Origin of the sequence: Rubrivirga marina (genome assembly GCF_002283365.1) — a bacterium.
GTDB classification, from domain to species: domain Bacteria; phylum Bacteroidota; class Rhodothermia; order Rhodothermales; family Rubricoccaceae; genus Rubrivirga; species Rubrivirga marina.
On sequence record NZ_MQWD01000001.1, the window covers coordinates 3,360,255 to 3,377,163 of the forward strand.

Sequence of the window (16,909 nt, forward strand, 5' to 3'; positions counted from 1 at the left end):
GGAAAGGTGCGGCCGAAGCGTCGGCCCTGCCACCCGATCCGCCGAAGGTCGTGTGGAACAGGTCGGTTCGCCCTCCCCTATCCCTCATCCCTCGTCCTCCGCGCCGTCCACACGACCCAGGCGGTGACCGCGACGGCGGCGAGTTGGCGGAACGGCACGAACGCGATCGCGAGCGTCGGGGCGCTCGGACGAGCGTCGGGACGAAGGGCGACGGCATAGAGGGCGACGCCCAGCCCGAGTGTCAGGAGCGCGCCGAGGAGCGCGGCCCACGACGCCAGCCGGTGGCTCCCAGCCAGGCGGATGGTCACCCAGGCGAGGCCCAGAGCCGGCAACGCCGCGTACGTGGCACCGTCCAGCACGCCCGTCAAGGTCGGGCCGGCACCGGCGCGCGAAGCGACGATCGCCGGGAACACCGCCCCCGTGCCCAGCACCAGGCCAGCCGTGACGAGCGCGCCAATCCGGAGTCCGCCCCCGCTCACCCGACGTCCCAGAGCGCCTCGTCCTCGCCGTCCGCCGCCGCGTCCACCGCGTCACGCGCGACGTCGAACCCGAAGCCGCGGCGGACGAGGTATTCCATCGTCTTCTTCTTCCGCTTGCGGACGTCCTCCTCGGACGAGAGCAACCGCCACTTTTTCGCGGCCTGCTCGCGGGCCTCGGCGCCGAGGTCCTCCGCCTCGGTGAGCTCCGCGAGCGCCTCGTCGATCACGCGGCGGCCGACGCCCTTTCGCATCAGATCCTGCCGCAACCGTGCCGGGCCATAGCCGCGACCGTTGAACCGGTCGCGCACGAACGCCCGGGCATACGCCGCGTCGTCGACGAGGCCCAGCCCCTCGAGATGGGCGACGGTATCCTCGACGATGGTCTCCGCGTACCCCTTCCTCAACAGCGACTGGCGGATCTCGTCGGCGGTCCGCGCGCGGTGGTTGACGCTCGCGAGCGCGGACGCCTTCGCCGCGTACGTCTCTTGCCGAATGAGGAGCTCGCGCTGCTCATCGGCCGTCAGCGTGACGCCCTTGCGGAGGCCGGACTGGATCACGAGGTCGACCGCGAGGCCGAAGGCGAACTGCTCGTCGATGAACACGCTCGCACGCTCGGGGTCCTTCTTCTGCTGCGCGACGCGGGTGACCGTCCCGTCGCGGAGGTCGAGGTCGGCGGGGTCGGGGCGCTCGCGGCGGGGGGTCAGAAAAGCCATGGCACAGGGTACGCCCGGGGGGTGACGCCTGGTCCGTCCGTGCCGCATCACCAGCGCGCCGAGACGCTCACGACGGGCCAGCCCGGGAGCCCCCGCGCGTCGGTCGCCAGCGGGAGCCCGACCTCACCGACCCCACGGCTGATGGATGGGCCGAGTGGACGCGCCGTGGCCTGTGCGAGCGCGGTCCACTGGAGCCCCCCAAACGCCGTGTGGGCGCCGACGGCCCCGCTCGCCCGGACCTGCACCCCGTCCCGGCTCCCATCGGGACGCGTGAGCCCGGATTCGACGTCGAGGCGGAGCGCGGCGGTCCACGGACCCGCGGCCCGCTGGGCGATGAGCCCGAGCGCGACCGGCCGGTCGTACGCCGACGCCCGCCACTCCCCTCCCGTCTCGGGCCGAATCTGGGCCCGACTGAGCGCCCCGCTGAAGCCAAGCGTCCAGTCGGCCACCGCGTATCGCGTGGCGAGTTCGATGCCTGCGGCGCGTCCGGCGTGCGCTGGATGGGTCGCGAGGAGATCGGCCGGAATCACGCCCGCCTCCTGAATCGAGCTGCCCACCGGCTCCAAGAGGCCGCGCGACCGCCGACCGTACACGTCGAGGCTGAACGCAAGCGGGTCCGAGGGCGCCCACTCCACGCCCGCGCCCACCTGCCACGCCCGCGCGAGCGCGACGGCGCCATCCGAGAGAAGCCAGCGCGAGGCTGCCAGCGCGTACCGCCCCGCGACGAGATCGCGGACGCGGTGGACGGCCTGCGTCTGGCGACTCAACCCAGCGCGGACCACGAGGCGATCCTCATCGGGCGACCACCGCGCGAACAGCCGGGGGCTGAGGTCCAGACCCATCGGCCGCCCGTCGACGACACGGGCCTCGGCGCGGAGGCCCGGCTGGACTTGCCACCCCTCCCCTGGACGCCACGTGTCCATCACGTATGCGGCGACCTCCCCGACCCGTTGCCGCGCGTCGTCGGCGCCCTCCGGCCGGACTTGTTTCCCCGTCACCTCGCGCGACGCGACCTGGATGCCGCCGCGGAGCTGGTGCGTCAAGGACACGAAGTGGTCGACGTCGAGCGACGCGCCCCGCTCGACGAGCGCTTGGTCGGTACGGGTCTCCCCCAGCCGGAGCCGTCGGTTCTCGACCGCCGAGTGGCCGGTCTGGTAGCCGAGGGCGGTCACGAGCGTCGTCTGCCCGACCAGCCCCTCGTAGCGGGCGGACGCCGTGTGCGTCCTCCACCCGTAGTCCATCCCGCCGATTCCGATGGGAAGGTCGATGCGGACGGCATCGGTCCCCAGCGTGCCGCCCACCTCGACGTGGCCGTGCCGCCCCACCCGCCGGCTGAACTTGAGGGCGGCGTCGCTGAACGTGACGTCGGGCCGGCCGGTACGCCGGAACGGGTCGCCGCCGGTCGGGTCGAGGACCCACGCACCGCCCTCAGCACGGAGGCCGGGCGTGAGGAGCGCGCCGAGCGCCGAGCGCCGGAAGCCGATGTGCATCCCGGTCTCGCCGCCCAGCGGCACGTCGGCGACGGCCCGGGCGGCGACGGCGCCGAGGCCGAGCGTGCGGAGCGTGTCGCCGGCGAGCGCATCCGTGGTTTCCACGTCGAGCACGGCCGCCAGCCCACCCCCGAGCGACGCTGGCAGGGACCCGCGATGGAAGCGGACGCGGGACAGCGCCTCGGGCTGGAACGCCGAGAACAGCCCGAACGCGTGCCACGGCTCGTAGAGTGGCACGCCGTCGCGGACGTAGCGCGTCTGCGTCGGGTCGGCACCGCGGACGACGAGCGCGCCGCTCGCGCCGCCGGTCCGCGTGAGGCCCGGGAGCCACGAGAGCGTCGCCGCGAGGTCGGCCTCGCCGAGGGCGTACGGGATGGCGGCGGCCTGGCGGGCGCCCAGTTCGGTCATGCCCGGCTGTACGCCGGGCGGCTCCGGACCGGCGATCACGTCGGCATCCGGGCTCTCGACGGTCTCGGTCTGAAGGCGGATCGTCGGCGGGAGCCGCGGCGAGTCGGGGAAGACGTCGAGCTCGAGGCGGACCGGCGTGTAGCCGACGTGCGACACGCGGACGACGTAGCGGCCCGTCGGGAGGTCCGCGACCGCGAACGACCCGTCATAGGCCACCACGTCGCCGAGGCCGAGGTCGACGAGCCAGACGTGCGCCCCCATCAGCGCGGCGCCCGTCTCGGCGTCCACTACACGGCCGTCGAGCGTGCCGGTGTAGGCCTCGCGCTCGGTCTCGCCGGCCACCGTCACGTTCAGCGGCTCCTTGATCAAGACGTACTGGCCCTCGCGGATCCGCTCGGCGCGGACGCCCGTCCCGCGGAGCAGGTACCGGAGCGCGCGGTCGGGGTCGTCGGACGCGCGGTAGCGGCCGGTCACGCGGACGTCCTCGACCAGCCGGAGGGCGAACACGAGCTCGAGACCGGTCGCCTCGGCGAGCTCGTAGAGCGCCTCCGACAGCGGCGCGCCGACCCACACGAACTCGGCCTCGGCCTGTGCCCCGGCCGGGCGCACCGCTCCCAGGGCGATCGCGGCGGCGAGCACGGGGAGGACGAACGGGCGCATCGGCGGAGGATAGGGACGGGCACAACGGCCGACGCCCCTCCGTCCGCGTCCGCGCCGCTGGTCGGGCCGTCCCCTACTCGACGATCCGGTAGCCCGCCCCGTCAACGAGAACCTCGCCACCGAGCGCGAGCGCGAGCTTGTCGAGCGCGTCGTCGAGACCGTCGGCGCCCCACTCACTCGCGCCGAGCGGCTCGCCCGCCAGCGTCGAGTCGATCTCGACCTCGGCGTCGAAGCGGTCGGCGAGGCGGCGGACGATCTCAGCAGCCACGGTACCCTCCGCGACGTAGAGCGTTCGGGTCCAGTCGAGGGACGCGAGGTTGGCGGCCTCAGGCGTCGTCGGCGGGTCGAGGGCGAGCACGCGGCTCCGCTGCCCCGGCTCGAGGCGGATGGCGGCGTCCGGCGTCGCGCGCGGCGCGAGCGCCACGGCGCCCTCCACCAGCACCACCTCGGTCTCGACATCGGAGGCGTCGACCGAGAACGTCGTCCCGAGCACGGTCACCTCGGCGTTGGGCGTCGTCACCTCGAACGGATGGTCCGGGTCGCTGACGATCTGGAACAAGGCCTCGCCGCCGAGCAGCCGCGCCTTGCGGGCCTCGTCGTCCGAGACTTCGAGCCGCGCGCCGTCCGCCAGTTCGACCGTCGAGCCGTCGGCGAGGGTGACGGTCTGGGCGCCCGCGACCGTCTCCCACCCGGCGTCGCGCGTGGCGAGGAACGTGAGGACGCCCGCGAAGGCCACGACGGCCACGACGGCGGCCATCCGCGCGATCCAGCGCGTCGGCCGAGCCGTGCTCCGCGCCGCAGGCCGGTCCGCCGCATGGCTCACCGCACGGTCCGCACGACGCGCCGCCGTCTGGGTAGGCGCCGCCGTCTGGGTGGGCGCCGCCGTCTCGGTGGACCGCCCCACCGAGGCGGACGCCGTCGCCGGTCCCGTCGCGGCCTCGGACCACGCGGCCTCGAAGGCGTCCCGGTCGGACCGGATGCGCCGGACGGCGGCGACGAGGCCGGGGTGCTTGGCGAGCGCGGCGTCGAGGGCCGGACGGGCCGCCTCGACCTGCTCGCGCTCGGCATCGCTCAGCAGGTCGTCGTCGGCGAGGGCGTAGAGGACCAGGAGCGCGCGGTCCGGGAGGTCGCGGGCGAGTTCACGGCGCACGCCGGCTCGGAGGCTCTGCCAGCGGGCAAACGCCTCGGCGAGCGCGGGGTGCTCGCGGAGCGCCGCGTCGAGGGCGGCCCGCTCGTCGGGCGGGAGCGCGTCGTAGAGGGCGAGGGCGTCGGGGTCGCGCATGGCGATGGACTTAGAGGGCCGCGTGGAGCGCGGCGAGGACGGCGAGGCCCACGGCGACGGCGGATCCGTCGGCGAGGAGCCCGCGGAGCTTCTCGAAGGCCCGCTTGACCTGCATCTTCACGGCGGCCTCGGTCGTGTCGAGCGTCTCGGCGATCTCGGCGTAGGGGTAGCCGAGCTCGCGCATCTCGAGGATGGTCCGGGCGTGGTCGGTCAGCGCCGCGAGCGCGCCCTCGAGGTCGAGCTTGAGCCCGACGTCCTCCGCGCCGACGGAGCCGGGCGTCGGGAGGTCGGGGTCGAAGAGGGCCTCGCGCGACGAGTAGCGGCCGCGGTAGAAGTCCTGGAGCTCGAAGAGGGCCGCTTTCATGGCGAAGGCCTTGAACCGGGCCGGGTTGTTGAGCGCGTCGAGGCCGCGGTGGACGCGGACGAGCGCGTTCTGGACGAGGTCGTCGACCTCGGGCGCGGCCCCGATCCGGCTGCGGAAGAAGCCCCGGATGGGGCGCTCGACGGCCGAGAGGAGGGCCTCGCGGGCCGCGTCGTCGCCGGACTGGGCTCGGGTGACGGCGTCGGGGTCGAAGGTCATGGGCGGGGTGCCTCAGGGGGAGGCATCAGGGGAGCCGCCGCTCGACCGTCCGGAGTCACACCGGGGCGGACGGCTACTCCGACGCGGTCTGCTCGCCGCCGGCCGCGCGCCAGCCGGCGTAGGCACGGTCGTAGAGGCCCTGGGCCTCCTCCAGCGTCGGGCTCTGCGGGAAGAGCGTCGTCAGCTGGTCGTAGAGGTCGAGCGCCGAGCGGTAGCGCGCGAGCTGGCGCGCCGCGATGCTGTTGTCGGCGTACGTGACCTGGGCGCGGAGCGCCCCGAGGAGTGCGTCATCGGCGTAGACGCTGGCCGGGTACTCGTTCAGCACGTCCCGGTAGGCGATCACGGCGGCCTCGTAGTACTCGCGGCGCTCGTAGAGCCGGCCGGCGTCGTACATCTTGTGAGCCAGCTTCTCGCGGAGCTCGGCGGCGATGGCCTCGGCCGCGGGCACGTTCGGGCTCTCCGGGTACTGCTGGACGTAGATCCGGATGTAGCTCAGGGCCTGACGCGTGTCGGTCTGGTCGAGCTCGTAGCGGGGGCTGAGCTCGGCGTACGCCTGGATCCGCTCGAAGGCGGCCTGCTCGACGCGCGGGTCGGTCCGGTAGAACTCGATGAACCGCGTAAACTCGCTCCCGGCGAGGAGGTACTGCCCGTCGGCGGCGTAGGCCCGCGCGAGCGCGAGTTGGGCGTCGTCGGCGAGTTCGCTGGTCCGGCCGAAGTCGAGGGCGGCGCGGAGGTGCTCGATGGCGCGACCGTAGTCCCCGTCCGCGGCCTCTTCGACGCCACGATCGTAGGCCTCCTGGGCCGAGCCAAACGTCGTGGGACCGGCCCCACACCCCGCGGCGGCGAAGACGGCGAGGGCGAGCAGCCCGGAACGGATCGGCATGGACGGTCGGGAGGGAGCGAGTCGCAGAGCGGGCACGAACGGAATCGGTGACGCCTTATTGCGACTCAATCTCGTCTGCCCGGGCCTCCTTTCGCAGACGAGAACCGGCGAAGACGAGGGGAGAACCGGCGAAGACGAGGGGTCGCTGCGCACGGGGAGACGGGGATAAAGGGAGTCGGCAGAGGTCTCAGGGTGAGCGTGACCGTCGCAGGTGCTGCTCCGCAGGTTCCCGATTTCCATCTCCCGATTCCCTACTCGAGCAGCACCGCCTGGCCGTCGCGGAAGCCGAGGACGTAGAGGGCCTCGTTGACCTGTCCGTCGTTGAAGCGGAACCGGTGGCCGACCCCGTCGAACAGCGGGGCCGAGCGGAGCGCGTCGGCGAGCGTCGTCTCGTCGCCCTCGGTCTGGGAGAGGAGGAACCGCGTGATGTCGTAGCCGATGATCGCGAGGCGGTCCTGCCCGATCCCGGCCAGCTCGCGGTAGCGACGCCCGAAGGCGTCGGCGGAGCCGGGGGCGACGAAGAAGTCCTGGGTGAACACGGCTCCGAGACGGCTGGCACGGGCTGTCGACGTCGAGAGGCCTTCCCACTCCGTGTTGCCGAGCGGGCGCGGCGCGCGGTTCAGGGCGTCGAGCGAGCGGAGCGCGTCGGCGGCGTAGCGAGGAGCGTCGCGGCCCGTGACCGGGAGGTAGACGGCGTCGACGCTCTGGAGGGCCGCGGCGCCGACCTCGCGGTCGAGGTCCTCCCAGTCGCCCGCGTCGGCCAGCGACTCCTCGAAGGCGACGGCCGCGCCGAGGCGGCGGGCCTCGGTCGCGAACGCCCCGGCCATGTCGGCCCCGAGCGTGCCGGTCTGAGAGGCCACGCCGAGCCGGTCGAGCCCGAGCCGGCCGACGGCGTAACGGGCCATCGCCCGGCCGCGCGCCGGGAACGTCGGGTTGGCCTGGAACACGAACCGGCGCCCGCGCCCGACGGCCTCGTCCGTCGCCAGCGGCGCCACGAGCACGATGCCGGCCGCCTCGGCGGCCTCGCCGGCCGGGGCGGCCTCGTCGCTGAAGAGCGGGCCCACGATGGCGTCGGCGCCCTCCGCCACGACGCCCTGGACGGCCTGGCGTGCCCCTTCGCCGTTGCCGCGCGAATCGCGGAACACCATCCGCACCGGCCGCCCCTGACCCGACGCGTTCCGCTCGTCGACCGCGATCCGGATCCCATTGAACAGGGCTTGTCCGAGGTAGCCGTCCGGCCCGGCGATGGGCAGCACGATGCCGAGGTCGAACGGCCGGCCGCGCCCGCCGGGGCCGCCCTGCTCGGCCAGGGACCGGATGCGCTCGGCCTCCGCCGTGTAGCGGCTCGACGGGTACGACTGGATTAGGACCGAGGCGGCCGCGATGGCACGGTCGAAGTCGGCATCGGCGTAGGCGGCCTTGGCCGCCATGAGAGTCGCTGCGGTCGAGCGCTCGTTGTAGCCGAACTCGTCGGCGGCACGCGAGAAGAGGCGCTGGGCCTCGGCGTAGGCGCCCTGCTGGTACGCGGCGAGCCCGTTCTGGAAGGCGGCCTCGGCGGCCGGGACGGCCTCAGCGGTCGCCGGTTGAGCGACGGCGGGGCCGGCGACGGCGAGTGCGAAGAGAAGGCAGAGGAGGCGGACCACGGGCGGAGGGGCGACGGACGAGGGCGGTCCCCCAAGATCCGACCGCACGTCCGGCCGGGCAAGGCGGCGCGTCCGCCAGCCGGTGCCACGTCCGCGAATTCTAGCCCCCGAGGTGCCGCCCCGCCCAGAGACCAGCCGCGACGAACAGGAGCCCGACGACGACGCTCCCGAGCGCGTTCGCGACCGCCAGCCCCGGCCGCCCGGCTTCCCAGAGGAGGAGCGTGTCGGCCGAGTAGGTCGAGAACGTCGTGAACGCGCCGAGGCCGCCGACGAGAATCGCGAGGCGGGCGTCGTCGCCTCGGACGACGGGAATCGCGAGGCCGATGAGGAGGCAGCCGATCGCGTTGGCCGCCCAGGTCCCCCACGGCACCCCCTCTCCGCCCCACCGCAGCCCGACGAGCGTCACGCCGTAGCGAGCGAGGGCGCCGAGCGCACCGCCGAGGCCGACGAGGAGGATGGAACGCACGCGGGGGACTGGGGATTGGGGACTGGAAGTTGCGGCGGGAATCCGCCCCCGGTGGGTCGATCAGCCCCCGGTCTCCGCGAGGTACTCGGCGCCTCGTCCCTTGATCTGCTCGTCCCAGACCTGCATCCACTCCGGGCCCTCTTCGGAGAGCCGGTTCCAGTCGAGGTCCATCGGCGTGAACGTGCCGTCGGCCATCCAGTCGGGGAGTCGATCCGCCTCGATGTCGGTTCGGGCGGGGATGCGGTGGTAGGCCTCGGCCTGGCGGAGGAGCGCGGCCTCGGTCGTCACGAACTCGATGAACTGGCGGGCGAGGTCGGGCTGCGGCGCGCCGGCCGGGATGCCGATGGCGTCGACGAGGACCGGCGTGCCGGAGTCGGGCGCGCGGAAGCCGAACGGGTAGTCCTGCGCCTGGAGGTACGTGTCGGGGAGGTTCCAGAGCGTGAGGTCGGCCTCGCCGCGGGCGATGCGGAGGTAGAGCTGCGTCGGGTTGGCGGCGTAGCCGGCCGTGTTCTGGTCGAGCCGCGCGAGCCAGCGGTAGCCCTCCTCGACGCTCGGCTGGCGGAGGATGAGTGCCCCCCAGATCGTCCGCATCGTGCCCGACTCGAGGGGCGAGCGGATGAGCAGCCGCCCTTCGTACCGGTCGTCGAGGAGGTCGTCCCAATCGGCGGGCACGTCCGCCTCTTCAAGGGCGTCGGTGTTGAAGAGGACGCCCTCGGGCGTGAGGTAGGTGCCCCACCAGCGGCCGTCGGCGTCGCGGGCGTCGGGCGGGACCGCGCCGGCCCAGGACGGCGTGAACGGCTGGAGGAGGCTGTCGGCGGCGGCGCGCATGAAGAGCGTTTGGGGGGCGCCCCACCAGACCGAGGCCTGGGGGTTCGCCCGCTCTCCTGCGATCCGGTCGTAGACCTCCTGGCTGCCCAGGTCGATCCACTGGACGTCGACCGTCGGGTTCTCGGCCTCAAACGACTCCTCGTACTCGCGAAGCATCTCCTTGCCGTGGGGCGAGTAGACGAGGAGCGGGGTGCGGCCGTCGCCGCCACAGGCGGAGAGCACGAGGACGGCAATGAGGCAGAGGACCAGTCGGGGCACGGCGGCGTCGGGAGGGCGCGCCGGGTATCGCCCTGAGACGAGCGACGTTCCCGGGCGGTGGATGTGGCCTCCCCCATCGGCGCCCGGACTATCATTGGAGGTCTGTCTCCCCGTCCTCATGCGCCGCCTCCTTCTCCTCCTCGTCCTCGCCACGCCACTCGCGGCCCAGCCCGTCCACTACGACGTGTCGTGGCCGAACGCGGCCGCCCACGAGACGGAGTTCACCGCGACGTTCGCAGGGGTCGGCGAGGCGCCGCTCCACGTCGTCATGAGCCGGACCTCGCCGGGGCGGTACGCGCTCCATGAGTTCGCCAAGAACGTGTTCGATGTCAGCGCGACCGACGGCGCCGGCCGGCCGGTCGGCGTCCAGCGCGTCACGCCGTACGAGTGGGTCGTGTGGGGCCACGACGGCACCGTCCGGTTCGATTACACGCTCTACGCGAACCGCGCCGACGGGACCTACGCCGGGGTCGACACGACGCACGCGCATTACAACATGCCGGCGGCCTTCGTGTGGGCGCGCGGGCTGGAAGGCCGTCCCCACCAGGCCACGTTCCACCCTCTCCCCGGCTGGCGCGTCGCCACCCAGCTCGTCGCGACCGACGAGCCGAACACGTTTGAGGCGCCCGACCTCGCGTACTTCATGGACTCGCCGACGGAGGTCAGCGCGTTCGATCTCTACGAGTGGGAGCAGGGGGGCCAGACGTACCGGATGGCGCTCCACCACCTCGGCACGGACGCCGAGGCGGAGGCCTACGTCGAGATGGCTCAGGACGTCATCGCCGAGCAAGCGGCCGTGTTCGGGGCCTACCCCGAGTTCGACCACGGCACCTACACCTTCCTCGCCGACTACCTCCCGTGGGTCGCCGGCGACGGGATGGAGCACCGGAACTCGACGATCCTCACGAGCACCGGGTCGCTGGCGGAGCCGCTGGGCGTGCTCGGCACGCTCGCCCACGAGCACTTCCACGCCTGGAACATGGAGCGCCTCCGCGACGCGGCGCTCGAGCCGTTCGACTTCGAGGCCGCCAACATGTCCGAGAACCTGTGGTTCGGCGAGGGCTTCACCAGCTACTACGACGGGCTCACGCGCGTGCGTGCCGGCGCCATGACCCTGGAGGAGTACGCGGCCGACATGACGGGCCAGCTCAACTACGTCCTCCTATCGCCCGCCCGCGCAACCCGAGGGCCGGCCGAGATGAGCCGGATGGCGACGTTCGTCGATGCGGCCTCAGCCATCGACGAGGTCGCCTACAACAACACGTTCGTCTCGTACTACACCTGGGGCGAGATCCTGGGCTTCGGCCTCGACCTCGCGCTCCGTCAGCGCTACGACGCCACGCTCGACGACGTGATGCGGACGATGTGGGAAGAGTTCGGCGAGCACCAGCACGCGACGACGCCGGCGCGACCGTACACGGCGGCCGACATCGAGCGCGTCCTCGGCGAGGTCTCCGGCGCCCCGGCCTGGGCCGCCGACGTCTTCGACCGCACGATCGAGGCGGGCGGGGTCCTCGACTACGCGGCGCTGGTCGAGCCGGCCGGCCTCGTGCTCCGCCCAGCCCGACCCGATCACGGATGGTTCGGACCGGTGGCGCTCCAAGCGGGCGACGGCGGCAGCCTCGTGATCGCGCCGGTCCGCCCCGGCACGCCGGCCTACGCCGCGGGGCTCTCGTCCGGCGACCGGCTCCTCACCGTCGACGGTGTCGCGGCGACCTCGACGCAGGCCGTGACCGACGTGCTCGCGGACGCCGCGCCCGGCGACGAGGTGACCGTCACCTACGAGCAGCGGGGCCAGATCAAGACCGCGCGCGTGGCACTCCTCGCCGACCCGGCGCTCGAGCTCGTGACGTTCGAGGCCGCCGGCCGGCCCGTCACCGATGAGATCCGAGCGTTCCGCGAGGCGTGGCTCGGCTCGAAGGCCGGCTGATCCACCGGTTCGGCCTCGGCGTCGAGGCGGAGGGAGTCGGCCTAGGCCTGCCCGTGGGCGACGACGTGCGGTCGCTGGCGGTCGGCGTAGGCCTCTCGGTAGTCCGCCTCGCGGCGGGCCTCGGCGTCGGCGACTTCGAGGAGCGCCTCCTGCACGAGCTCGCGGAGCCAGTCGCGGTTTTCGCGGAGCACCTCGGTGAGGGCGTCTTTCAGGGCGTCGCGGTCGGGGGTAGCGAAGTCGGGCATGCGGGCCGGGTGAGAACGATGCAGAAGGTAGGTGCGCACAGCATGCGCAGGGAGGCCGGAGGACGTGCCCTCCGGGGTGCTTCTGAACGCCCTACACGCGGAGCCCGTTGGAGATCCGGGGCGCTCAGGCGCCCAGTTCCTGGTCCGGCACGGCATCAGCGCCCTCCTCGCCCTCGACGAACTGGCGGTAGTGCTCGTAGCGCTCAAGGATGATCGAGACGTAGTGGACGGGCTCCAGGCCGCGGGCGTACCCGTGCCGGACCTCCGGCCGGTTGTAGACGCTCGGGTCCGACTTCTGGAGGAGCCAGTACGCGACGTCCTCCCAGAGCCGGGGGTCGCCCCCCTCCGCCTCGGTCAGCCGCTGAGCGTCCATCACGTGACCGGCGCCCGCGTTGTAGCTGGCGAGGATGAACTTGACCCGCTCGTCCGGGTCGGGGATGCGCTCCGCCCAGTAGTTGTCCTCGAGCCACTTGAGGTAGCGCGCAGCGGCCTCGATGTTGGCCTCGGGGTCGTAGGGGTCGCCGAGACCGAGGTCGCGGGCCGTGCCGGGCATGATCTGGAGGAGGCCCATGGCGCCGGCCCACGACCGGGCTCGCGGCTCGAACCGGCTCTCCTGGTACATCTGGCTGCCGAGGAGCCGCCAGTCCCACCCGACCGTCGGGGCGTAGCGCTTGAGGTAGTCGTCGTAGCCCGAGAGGTTGCCGGTCCGGCCCGTCAAGAAGCCGGTCTCCACGCGCTCGCGGTAGCCACGCCGGTCGACGTAGTACTTCCGGTAGAGCTGGTTCCACCGCCGCGTCTCGCGGTTCTCGGAGATCCACGTGTTGAGCGACGACAGGAGCTCCGGCGCGTTGTCGCGGACGGCCCACGCCACGCCGTGCGGCGCCCCGATCGCAGGGCGGACCGTGAGGTTCGTGTAGTACCCCTCCTCAAGCTGGGCCACGTTCTCCTGCGCCACGGTCAGCTCGATGTTGCCGACGGCCACGTTCCGGATGAGCGCCTCGCTCGTCGTGTCGACCTCGACGACCTCGATGGGGCCGCCGATCTCGGTCTCCAGCTCGACGAGGCGGGACACGTAGGGGTCGTCGCTGGGAAGGAAGACGGACTGGCCGGCGAGGTCGGCCGGCCGCTGGACGCGCCGCGCACGGATGGTAATCGGGTCGGTCGGGACGTCGCCCGTCGTGTCGACCTGCTCGGCCCGCTCGGCGATGGCCGAGGGCACCTCGGGCGTCTCGACCTCCGTCGTGTCGATCGGCCCCGTCGCCTGGACGACGGCCGGCTGCGTCTCGTACAGGTTGTTCGTGAACCCGAAGTTCGACGTGTCCTCCTCGACCGGCTGGAGCCGCGACGCCGCGATGTCGCCGAGGCCGGCGTTGAGGTAGTACAGGATGCTGTCGCGCGGGACAACGCGGATCTGGAACACGACGTCCTGGTCCTCGGCGAAGTCCCGGAGCAGCTCGTACTCAAAGCCGAAGGCCTGGCCCCGGTACAGGAAGTAGCTGGTCGAGGTGTAGGAGGTGAGGGCGACGAGCGTGTCGCGCTCGAGGATGTCGCCGAGGTCGCGCTCGATGGGCTCCGGGATGACGACCCCCTCGGGGTCGGCCGTGGTGCGAATGGCCGCGGCGACGAGCCCTCCGAGGATGAGGAGGGCGACGACGGCAAAAGACTTCCGGAGCATGAGGGGCGAAGAGAAAGGTGGGTCTCTTACGGTCCCCTCCAAGGAGGGGTCCGCCCCCCCACCCGCTCCTCACAGGGAATCAGTCTCCGGCTACCGCTGCGCGTCGAGCACGTCGAGGAGCGCGAGGAGCATCGCCGCCTGCTCCTCGCGGTGCCCGTGCTGGGCCTCGACATTGACGTACGGCACGGCACGCCGCGCGGCCCACACCGACAGCGAGCCGTCGTCGGTCGCCGCGTCGTTGTCCTGGAGCACCGCGTTGAACCCGCGCGCCACGAGCGCGTCGTAGATCGCCCGGTCGGTCACGAAGAAGAAGTCGTCGGGGTCTGTCCCGTTGTGAACCGTGACGGCCGCGGCGTCGGAGGCGTACGGGGCACCGGGCCCGTACGAGGCGGCCGAGTAGTTGGCGTCGGTGTTGTTGTGGAGCGTCAGGACGACGGCCGGCGGCTCGGCCGCGTAGACGGCGAGGACGGAGTCGGCGAAGGCCGCCAGAGCCGCCTCCGCCCGCTCATCGGCGGTCGAGAGCGAGCCGAGCGTCCGCGTCCGGCCGGCCGGAGTGAACATCCGGTTCGGGTCGGCCTCGTAGCGCGCGCCGCCGACGGAGAACCTCACGTTCCGGTCGCCCGAGTGGACGAGCTCGACCACCCGACCTCCTCGCTCACGGAGCACGTCGAGCGCGGCCTCCACCGACGTGCCCTCGTCGTCGTGGAGGTTGAGCGCGTTGAGCGGGAACGCCTCGAACCCCGGCGACCCGAGCGCGTCCGGAATCGGCGCCGTATGGACGCGGACGACGGCCTCCCCGCTCCCCATCGGCACCGGGACGTCGACGGTCCGGACCGAGTCGATGTCGACCGGGGCCCCGACGTCGTCGGCCCGCGCGATCACCGAGTCCGCCCGCCTCGGGTACGGGTCAGGCACGGCCGCCGGCTTGTCCACCGGCTGGGCGCAGGCGGGCGCGGCAAGGGCGACGGCGAGGAAGAGGGCGAGGCGCATGGGGTCCGGGGGGCGTCGGGCGTTCAACGGACGAACGGCCCCGACGCTCCCTCTCCTGCCCGCTAGATCAAGAACTCGAGCGCCAGCGGGAGCAGGTAGAACAGCCCGACGATGTAGGCCACCGCGTAGAGCCGGTTCTTGAACGCCAGCTCGCCGACCCACTCGGCCATCCGGATCGGGATGTTGCGGACGACCTTGAGCGGGTAGATCAGCACGATCCCGAACACGTTGAACAGGAAGTGGCAGAACGCGACCGTCAGGCCGGCCACGGCGGCGGGCTCACCGCTCGTCACGGCCACGAGGGCCGCCAGCATGGCCGTCGCCGTCGTGCCCACGTTGGCGCCGAGCATGTAGGGGAAGACGCGCGGCACGGTCAGGATGCCGGCCCCGATGAGCGGCACGACGATCGAGGTCGAGACCGACGACGACTGGACGAGGAACGTCAGGACGAGCCCGAAGGCCATGGCCTTGAGCGGGTTGCCGAACACGTACTTGTCGAGCACGCCCTCCATCCGCCCCAGCACGAACCCCTTGAGGACCACGACGAGGTAGCGGAGCGCGATGAACAGCAGGATCAGCCCGACGATCGCCATCAGCCACGGGATCTCGCCGAGGAGCGAGGCGATCAGACCGGACACGATCTCGAACGGCGTGTCGCCGAGGTCGCCGGAGTCGACGCCCGGGATGGCTTCGGCAAGGACCGTCGCCGGCCGCGAGATCACGCCGAAAAACACCTCGAGCGGCAGCAGGACGAGGACCGACAGCCAGTTAAAGAAGTCGTGGACGGTCGCGCCGGCCATGGCCCGTCGGAATTCGTCGGGCCGCGTCACGTGGCCCATCGACACGATCGTGTTGGTCACGGTCGTCCCGATGTTGGCCCCCATGATCACGGGGACCGCGTTCGCGAGCGGGAGCGAGCCCGTCGCCACGAGCGTCACGACCAACGACGTCGTCGTCGACGACGACTGGACGAGGCTCGTCACGAGGATGCCCGTGATGAGCGCCAGGAGCGGGCTGTGCGTCGCCCGCGCGAGGAACCCCTCGAGGTCGAACGTCCCCTGCCCCAGCGCCTTGATCCCGTCGCCCATGAGCTCGAGCGCGACGACGAACAGGAACAGGATCGCGAACAGGGCGAGCAGGCGGACCCAGATCGGGCCGCGCCCGGAGCCCGTTGCCGGGTCGCCGTCGAGGTCGAGCTCGTCGACGGGGACCGGGCCGGTCAGCGCGTCGAGGTGCTCGCGGCGCGTGGGCGCGGAGGGTGGCAGGGCGTCGTCGGGAGTGGGCATGAGCCGGGTCGAAGGGGGGACGGGTGGCCCTCGCCCCACGTCGGTGCGCCCCGGACCTGGTCGAAGGGGAGGGCCACGGCCGAGATGATGTTCGAGAGGTGCGACGACGTCCGCCCGATCATCCGAGAGCCGACGGCGAGCACGACGGCCTCGTTCGAGGTCACGTCGTCGGCCGTGGCGAGCTCGCGGAGGTAATCGGCGACGTCCTGCTTGGTCTTGTCGTGCTCCTCCATGATGGCCCTCCCCACGCGGGAGTCGCCGACGATGAATGACCGCCGGACGCGCGGGAACGTCGACTGGACGCGGTCGCGGATCGGGCGGAGCGAGTCGACGTGCCGGCCCATCCGGGGCGACGTGGCCAACTCGGAGGCCTTCGCGATGCTCTTGGCGAGATCGCCGCACCGCTCGGCGTCCTGGACGATCGAGATGAGGAGGAGGCTCAGCGAGGTCTCGACCTTCGGGTCGGCGACCATGTGTTCCAAGATGGCCCGCCGGATGGCCTGCTCGCGGTCGTTGATCAGGTCGTCCTGCGCGGCGAGGTCGACGTGGAGGTTCTCGTTGTCGAGCAAGCAGTTCGTGGCCGCGGCGAACATCGAGTCGGCCGTGTCGAGCATGGCGCCGAGGTCGTTCAGGGCACGGTCGACGAGCGGCGGGCGGGAGCCGGTAAGGAAGCTGAAGAGGTTCATGGGGGACGATGGGGTGGCCGGCCTCGGCCGTCACGCGCGGCGATGCGCGGACGGGCGGGAGGCGAGGACGGCACGTACGACACGGCGGCCACGGCCGATCCGGGGGCCCGCCTCGGACCGGTCAGCGGCGCCTGCGTCCGCGCCACCGCTCGATGGGGTGCCGAGGCCGACAGAGACGCGAGAGACGGTGTCGATGAGGGGACGGGCGAGACGATGGGCGGGGCCCGGCCGGAGGGCGCCGTCATGCGCCCGATCCCGGCCCCGGATGCGTCGCATCGGGCGAAGGTGGGAGGACCGACCAGCAGGAGGAGTGCAACCGGACGGCGGCCGCGAAGATGCCCGGGCGTCATTACGAGAGTGTTACCCCCACGCTCGGCGCCGGCCCCTCCCCGCCTGGCGCGCCCCTG

General features: G+C 72.5%; 15 protein-coding genes. 1 reads left to right on the plus strand and 14 read right to left on the minus strand.

Translation table 11 applies throughout. From position 1 onward, the window contains the following. Nucleotides 1-77: 77 nt before the first annotated feature. The 9 genes from BSZ37_RS14245 to BSZ37_RS14285 all read right to left on the minus strand — a co-directional run bounded on the left by BSZ37_RS14245 (nucleotide 78) and on the right by BSZ37_RS14285 (nucleotide 9,690). Nucleotides 78-359, minus strand: coding sequence for a hypothetical protein (locus tag BSZ37_RS14245; protein ID WP_179299650.1), 282 nt, complete (start codon nucleotides 357-359; stop codon nucleotides 78-80). Nucleotides 360-475: 116 nt separating this feature from the next. Next, complete coding sequence (locus tag BSZ37_RS14250) at nucleotides 476-1,192, minus strand: regulatory protein RecX (protein WP_179299651.1); 717 nt, start codon at nucleotides 1,190-1,192, stop codon at nucleotides 476-478. 47 nt (nucleotides 1,193-1,239) lie between these two features. Next, entirely contained in the window at nucleotides 1,240-3,750 is a 2,511-nt protein-coding gene (locus BSZ37_RS14255; RefSeq protein WP_095511197.1) for a TonB-dependent receptor, read from the minus strand. Nucleotides 3,751-3,823: 73 nt separating this feature from the next. Beyond that, on the minus strand, nucleotides 3,824-5,032 hold the full coding sequence (locus tag BSZ37_RS14260) for a FecR domain-containing protein (protein WP_095511198.1): 1,209 nt from the start codon (nucleotides 5,030-5,032) through the stop codon (nucleotides 3,824-3,826). Nucleotides 5,033-5,042: 10 nt separating this feature from the next. Beyond that, on the minus strand, nucleotides 5,043-5,612 hold the full coding sequence (locus BSZ37_RS14265; RefSeq protein WP_095511199.1) for an RNA polymerase sigma factor: 570 nt from the start codon (nucleotides 5,610-5,612) through the stop codon (nucleotides 5,043-5,045). A 73-nt stretch (nucleotides 5,613-5,685) separates the two neighbouring features. Next, complete coding sequence (locus BSZ37_RS14270) at nucleotides 5,686-6,495, minus strand: outer membrane protein assembly factor BamD (RefSeq protein WP_179299652.1); 810 nt, start codon at nucleotides 6,493-6,495, stop codon at nucleotides 5,686-5,688. 251 nt (nucleotides 6,496-6,746) lie between these two features. Further along, nucleotides 6,747-8,138, minus strand: coding sequence for an ABC transporter substrate-binding protein (locus tag BSZ37_RS14275; protein ID WP_095511201.1), 1,392 nt, complete (start codon nucleotides 8,136-8,138; stop codon nucleotides 6,747-6,749). 100 nt (nucleotides 8,139-8,238) lie between these two features. Next, complete coding sequence (crcB, locus tag BSZ37_RS14280) at nucleotides 8,239-8,604, minus strand: fluoride efflux transporter CrcB (RefSeq protein ID WP_095511202.1); 366 nt, start codon at nucleotides 8,602-8,604, stop codon at nucleotides 8,239-8,241. A gap of 60 nt (nucleotides 8,605-8,664) precedes the next feature. Continuing rightward, nucleotides 8,665-9,690 carry an extracellular solute-binding protein gene (locus tag BSZ37_RS14285; protein ID WP_179299653.1) on the minus strand — a complete coding sequence of 342 codons (1,026 nt, stop codon included), beginning with the start codon at nucleotides 9,688-9,690 and terminating at the stop codon, nucleotides 8,665-8,667. A gap of 118 nt (nucleotides 9,691-9,808) precedes the next feature. Here BSZ37_RS14285 and BSZ37_RS14290 point away from each other — a divergent pair, with 118 nt between their 5' ends. Then, complete coding sequence (locus BSZ37_RS14290; RefSeq protein ID WP_179299654.1) at nucleotides 9,809-11,620, plus strand: M61 family metallopeptidase; 1,812 nt, start codon at nucleotides 9,809-9,811, stop codon at nucleotides 11,618-11,620. Between the two features lie 41 nt (nucleotides 11,621-11,661). Here BSZ37_RS14290 and BSZ37_RS14295 read toward each other — a convergent pair whose 3' ends face one another. The 5 genes from BSZ37_RS14295 to BSZ37_RS14315 form a co-directional block, all read right to left on the minus strand. Next, nucleotides 11,662-11,865 (minus strand): hypothetical protein, encoded by a 204-nt coding sequence (locus BSZ37_RS14295; protein ID WP_095511204.1) that lies wholly within the window; start codon nucleotides 11,863-11,865, stop codon nucleotides 11,662-11,664. Between the two features lie 124 nt (nucleotides 11,866-11,989). After that, nucleotides 11,990-13,540, minus strand: coding sequence for an MltF family protein (locus BSZ37_RS14300; RefSeq protein ID WP_095511205.1), 1,551 nt, complete (start codon nucleotides 13,538-13,540; stop codon nucleotides 11,990-11,992). Nucleotides 13,541-13,630: 90 nt separating this feature from the next. Beyond that, nucleotides 13,631-14,530, minus strand: a complete 900-nt coding sequence (locus tag BSZ37_RS14305; protein ID WP_095511206.1) for a hypothetical protein — start codon at nucleotides 14,528-14,530, stop codon at nucleotides 13,631-13,633. 62 nt (nucleotides 14,531-14,592) lie between these two features. Continuing rightward, nucleotides 14,593-15,816, minus strand: a complete 1,224-nt coding sequence (locus tag BSZ37_RS14310; RefSeq protein ID WP_095511207.1) for a Na/Pi symporter — start codon at nucleotides 15,814-15,816, stop codon at nucleotides 14,593-14,595. Further along, nucleotides 15,750-16,502: a PhoU domain-containing protein gene (locus BSZ37_RS14315; protein ID WP_095511208.1), complete on the minus strand. Its 753-nt coding sequence runs from the start codon at nucleotides 16,500-16,502 to the stop codon at nucleotides 15,750-15,752. The genes BSZ37_RS14310 and BSZ37_RS14315 overlap by 67 nt, the downstream gene beginning before the upstream one ends. Nucleotides 16,503-16,909: the final 407 nt, after the last annotated feature.

Excerpts from the sequence above, each read along its gene's own strand:
- BSZ37_RS14250 (WP_179299651.1), bottom strand. The coding sequence starts at position 1,192 with ATGGCTTTTCTGACCCCCCGCCGCGAGCGCCCCGACCCCGCCGACCTC.
- BSZ37_RS14255 (WP_095511197.1), bottom strand. The coding sequence starts at position 3,750 with ATGCGCCCGTTCGTCCTCCCCGTGCTCGCCGCCGCGATCGCCCTGGGA.
- BSZ37_RS14260 (WP_095511198.1), bottom strand. The coding sequence starts at position 5,032 with ATGCGCGACCCCGACGCCCTCGCCCTCTACGACGCGCTCCCGCCCGAC.
- BSZ37_RS14265 (WP_095511199.1), bottom strand. The coding sequence starts at position 5,612 with ATGACCTTCGACCCCGACGCCGTCACCCGAGCCCAGTCCGGCGACGAC.
- BSZ37_RS14270 (WP_179299652.1), bottom strand. The coding sequence starts at position 6,495 with ATGCCGATCCGTTCCGGGCTGCTCGCCCTCGCCGTCTTCGCCGCCGCG.
- BSZ37_RS14290 (WP_179299654.1), top strand. The coding sequence starts at position 9,809 with ATGCGCCGCCTCCTTCTCCTCCTCGTCCTCGCCACGCCACTCGCGGCC.
- BSZ37_RS14295 (WP_095511204.1), bottom strand. The coding sequence starts at position 11,865 with ATGCCCGACTTCGCTACCCCCGACCGCGACGCCCTGAAAGACGCCCTC.
- BSZ37_RS14300 (WP_095511205.1), bottom strand. The coding sequence starts at position 13,540 with ATGCTCCGGAAGTCTTTTGCCGTCGTCGCCCTCCTCATCCTCGGAGGG.
- BSZ37_RS14305 (WP_095511206.1), bottom strand. The coding sequence starts at position 14,530 with ATGCGCCTCGCCCTCTTCCTCGCCGTCGCCCTTGCCGCGCCCGCCTGC.
- BSZ37_RS14310 (WP_095511207.1), bottom strand. The coding sequence starts at position 15,816 with ATGCCCACTCCCGACGACGCCCTGCCACCCTCCGCGCCCACGCGCCGC.
- BSZ37_RS14315 (WP_095511208.1), bottom strand. The coding sequence starts at position 16,502 with ATGAACCTCTTCAGCTTCCTTACCGGCTCCCGCCCGCCGCTCGTCGAC.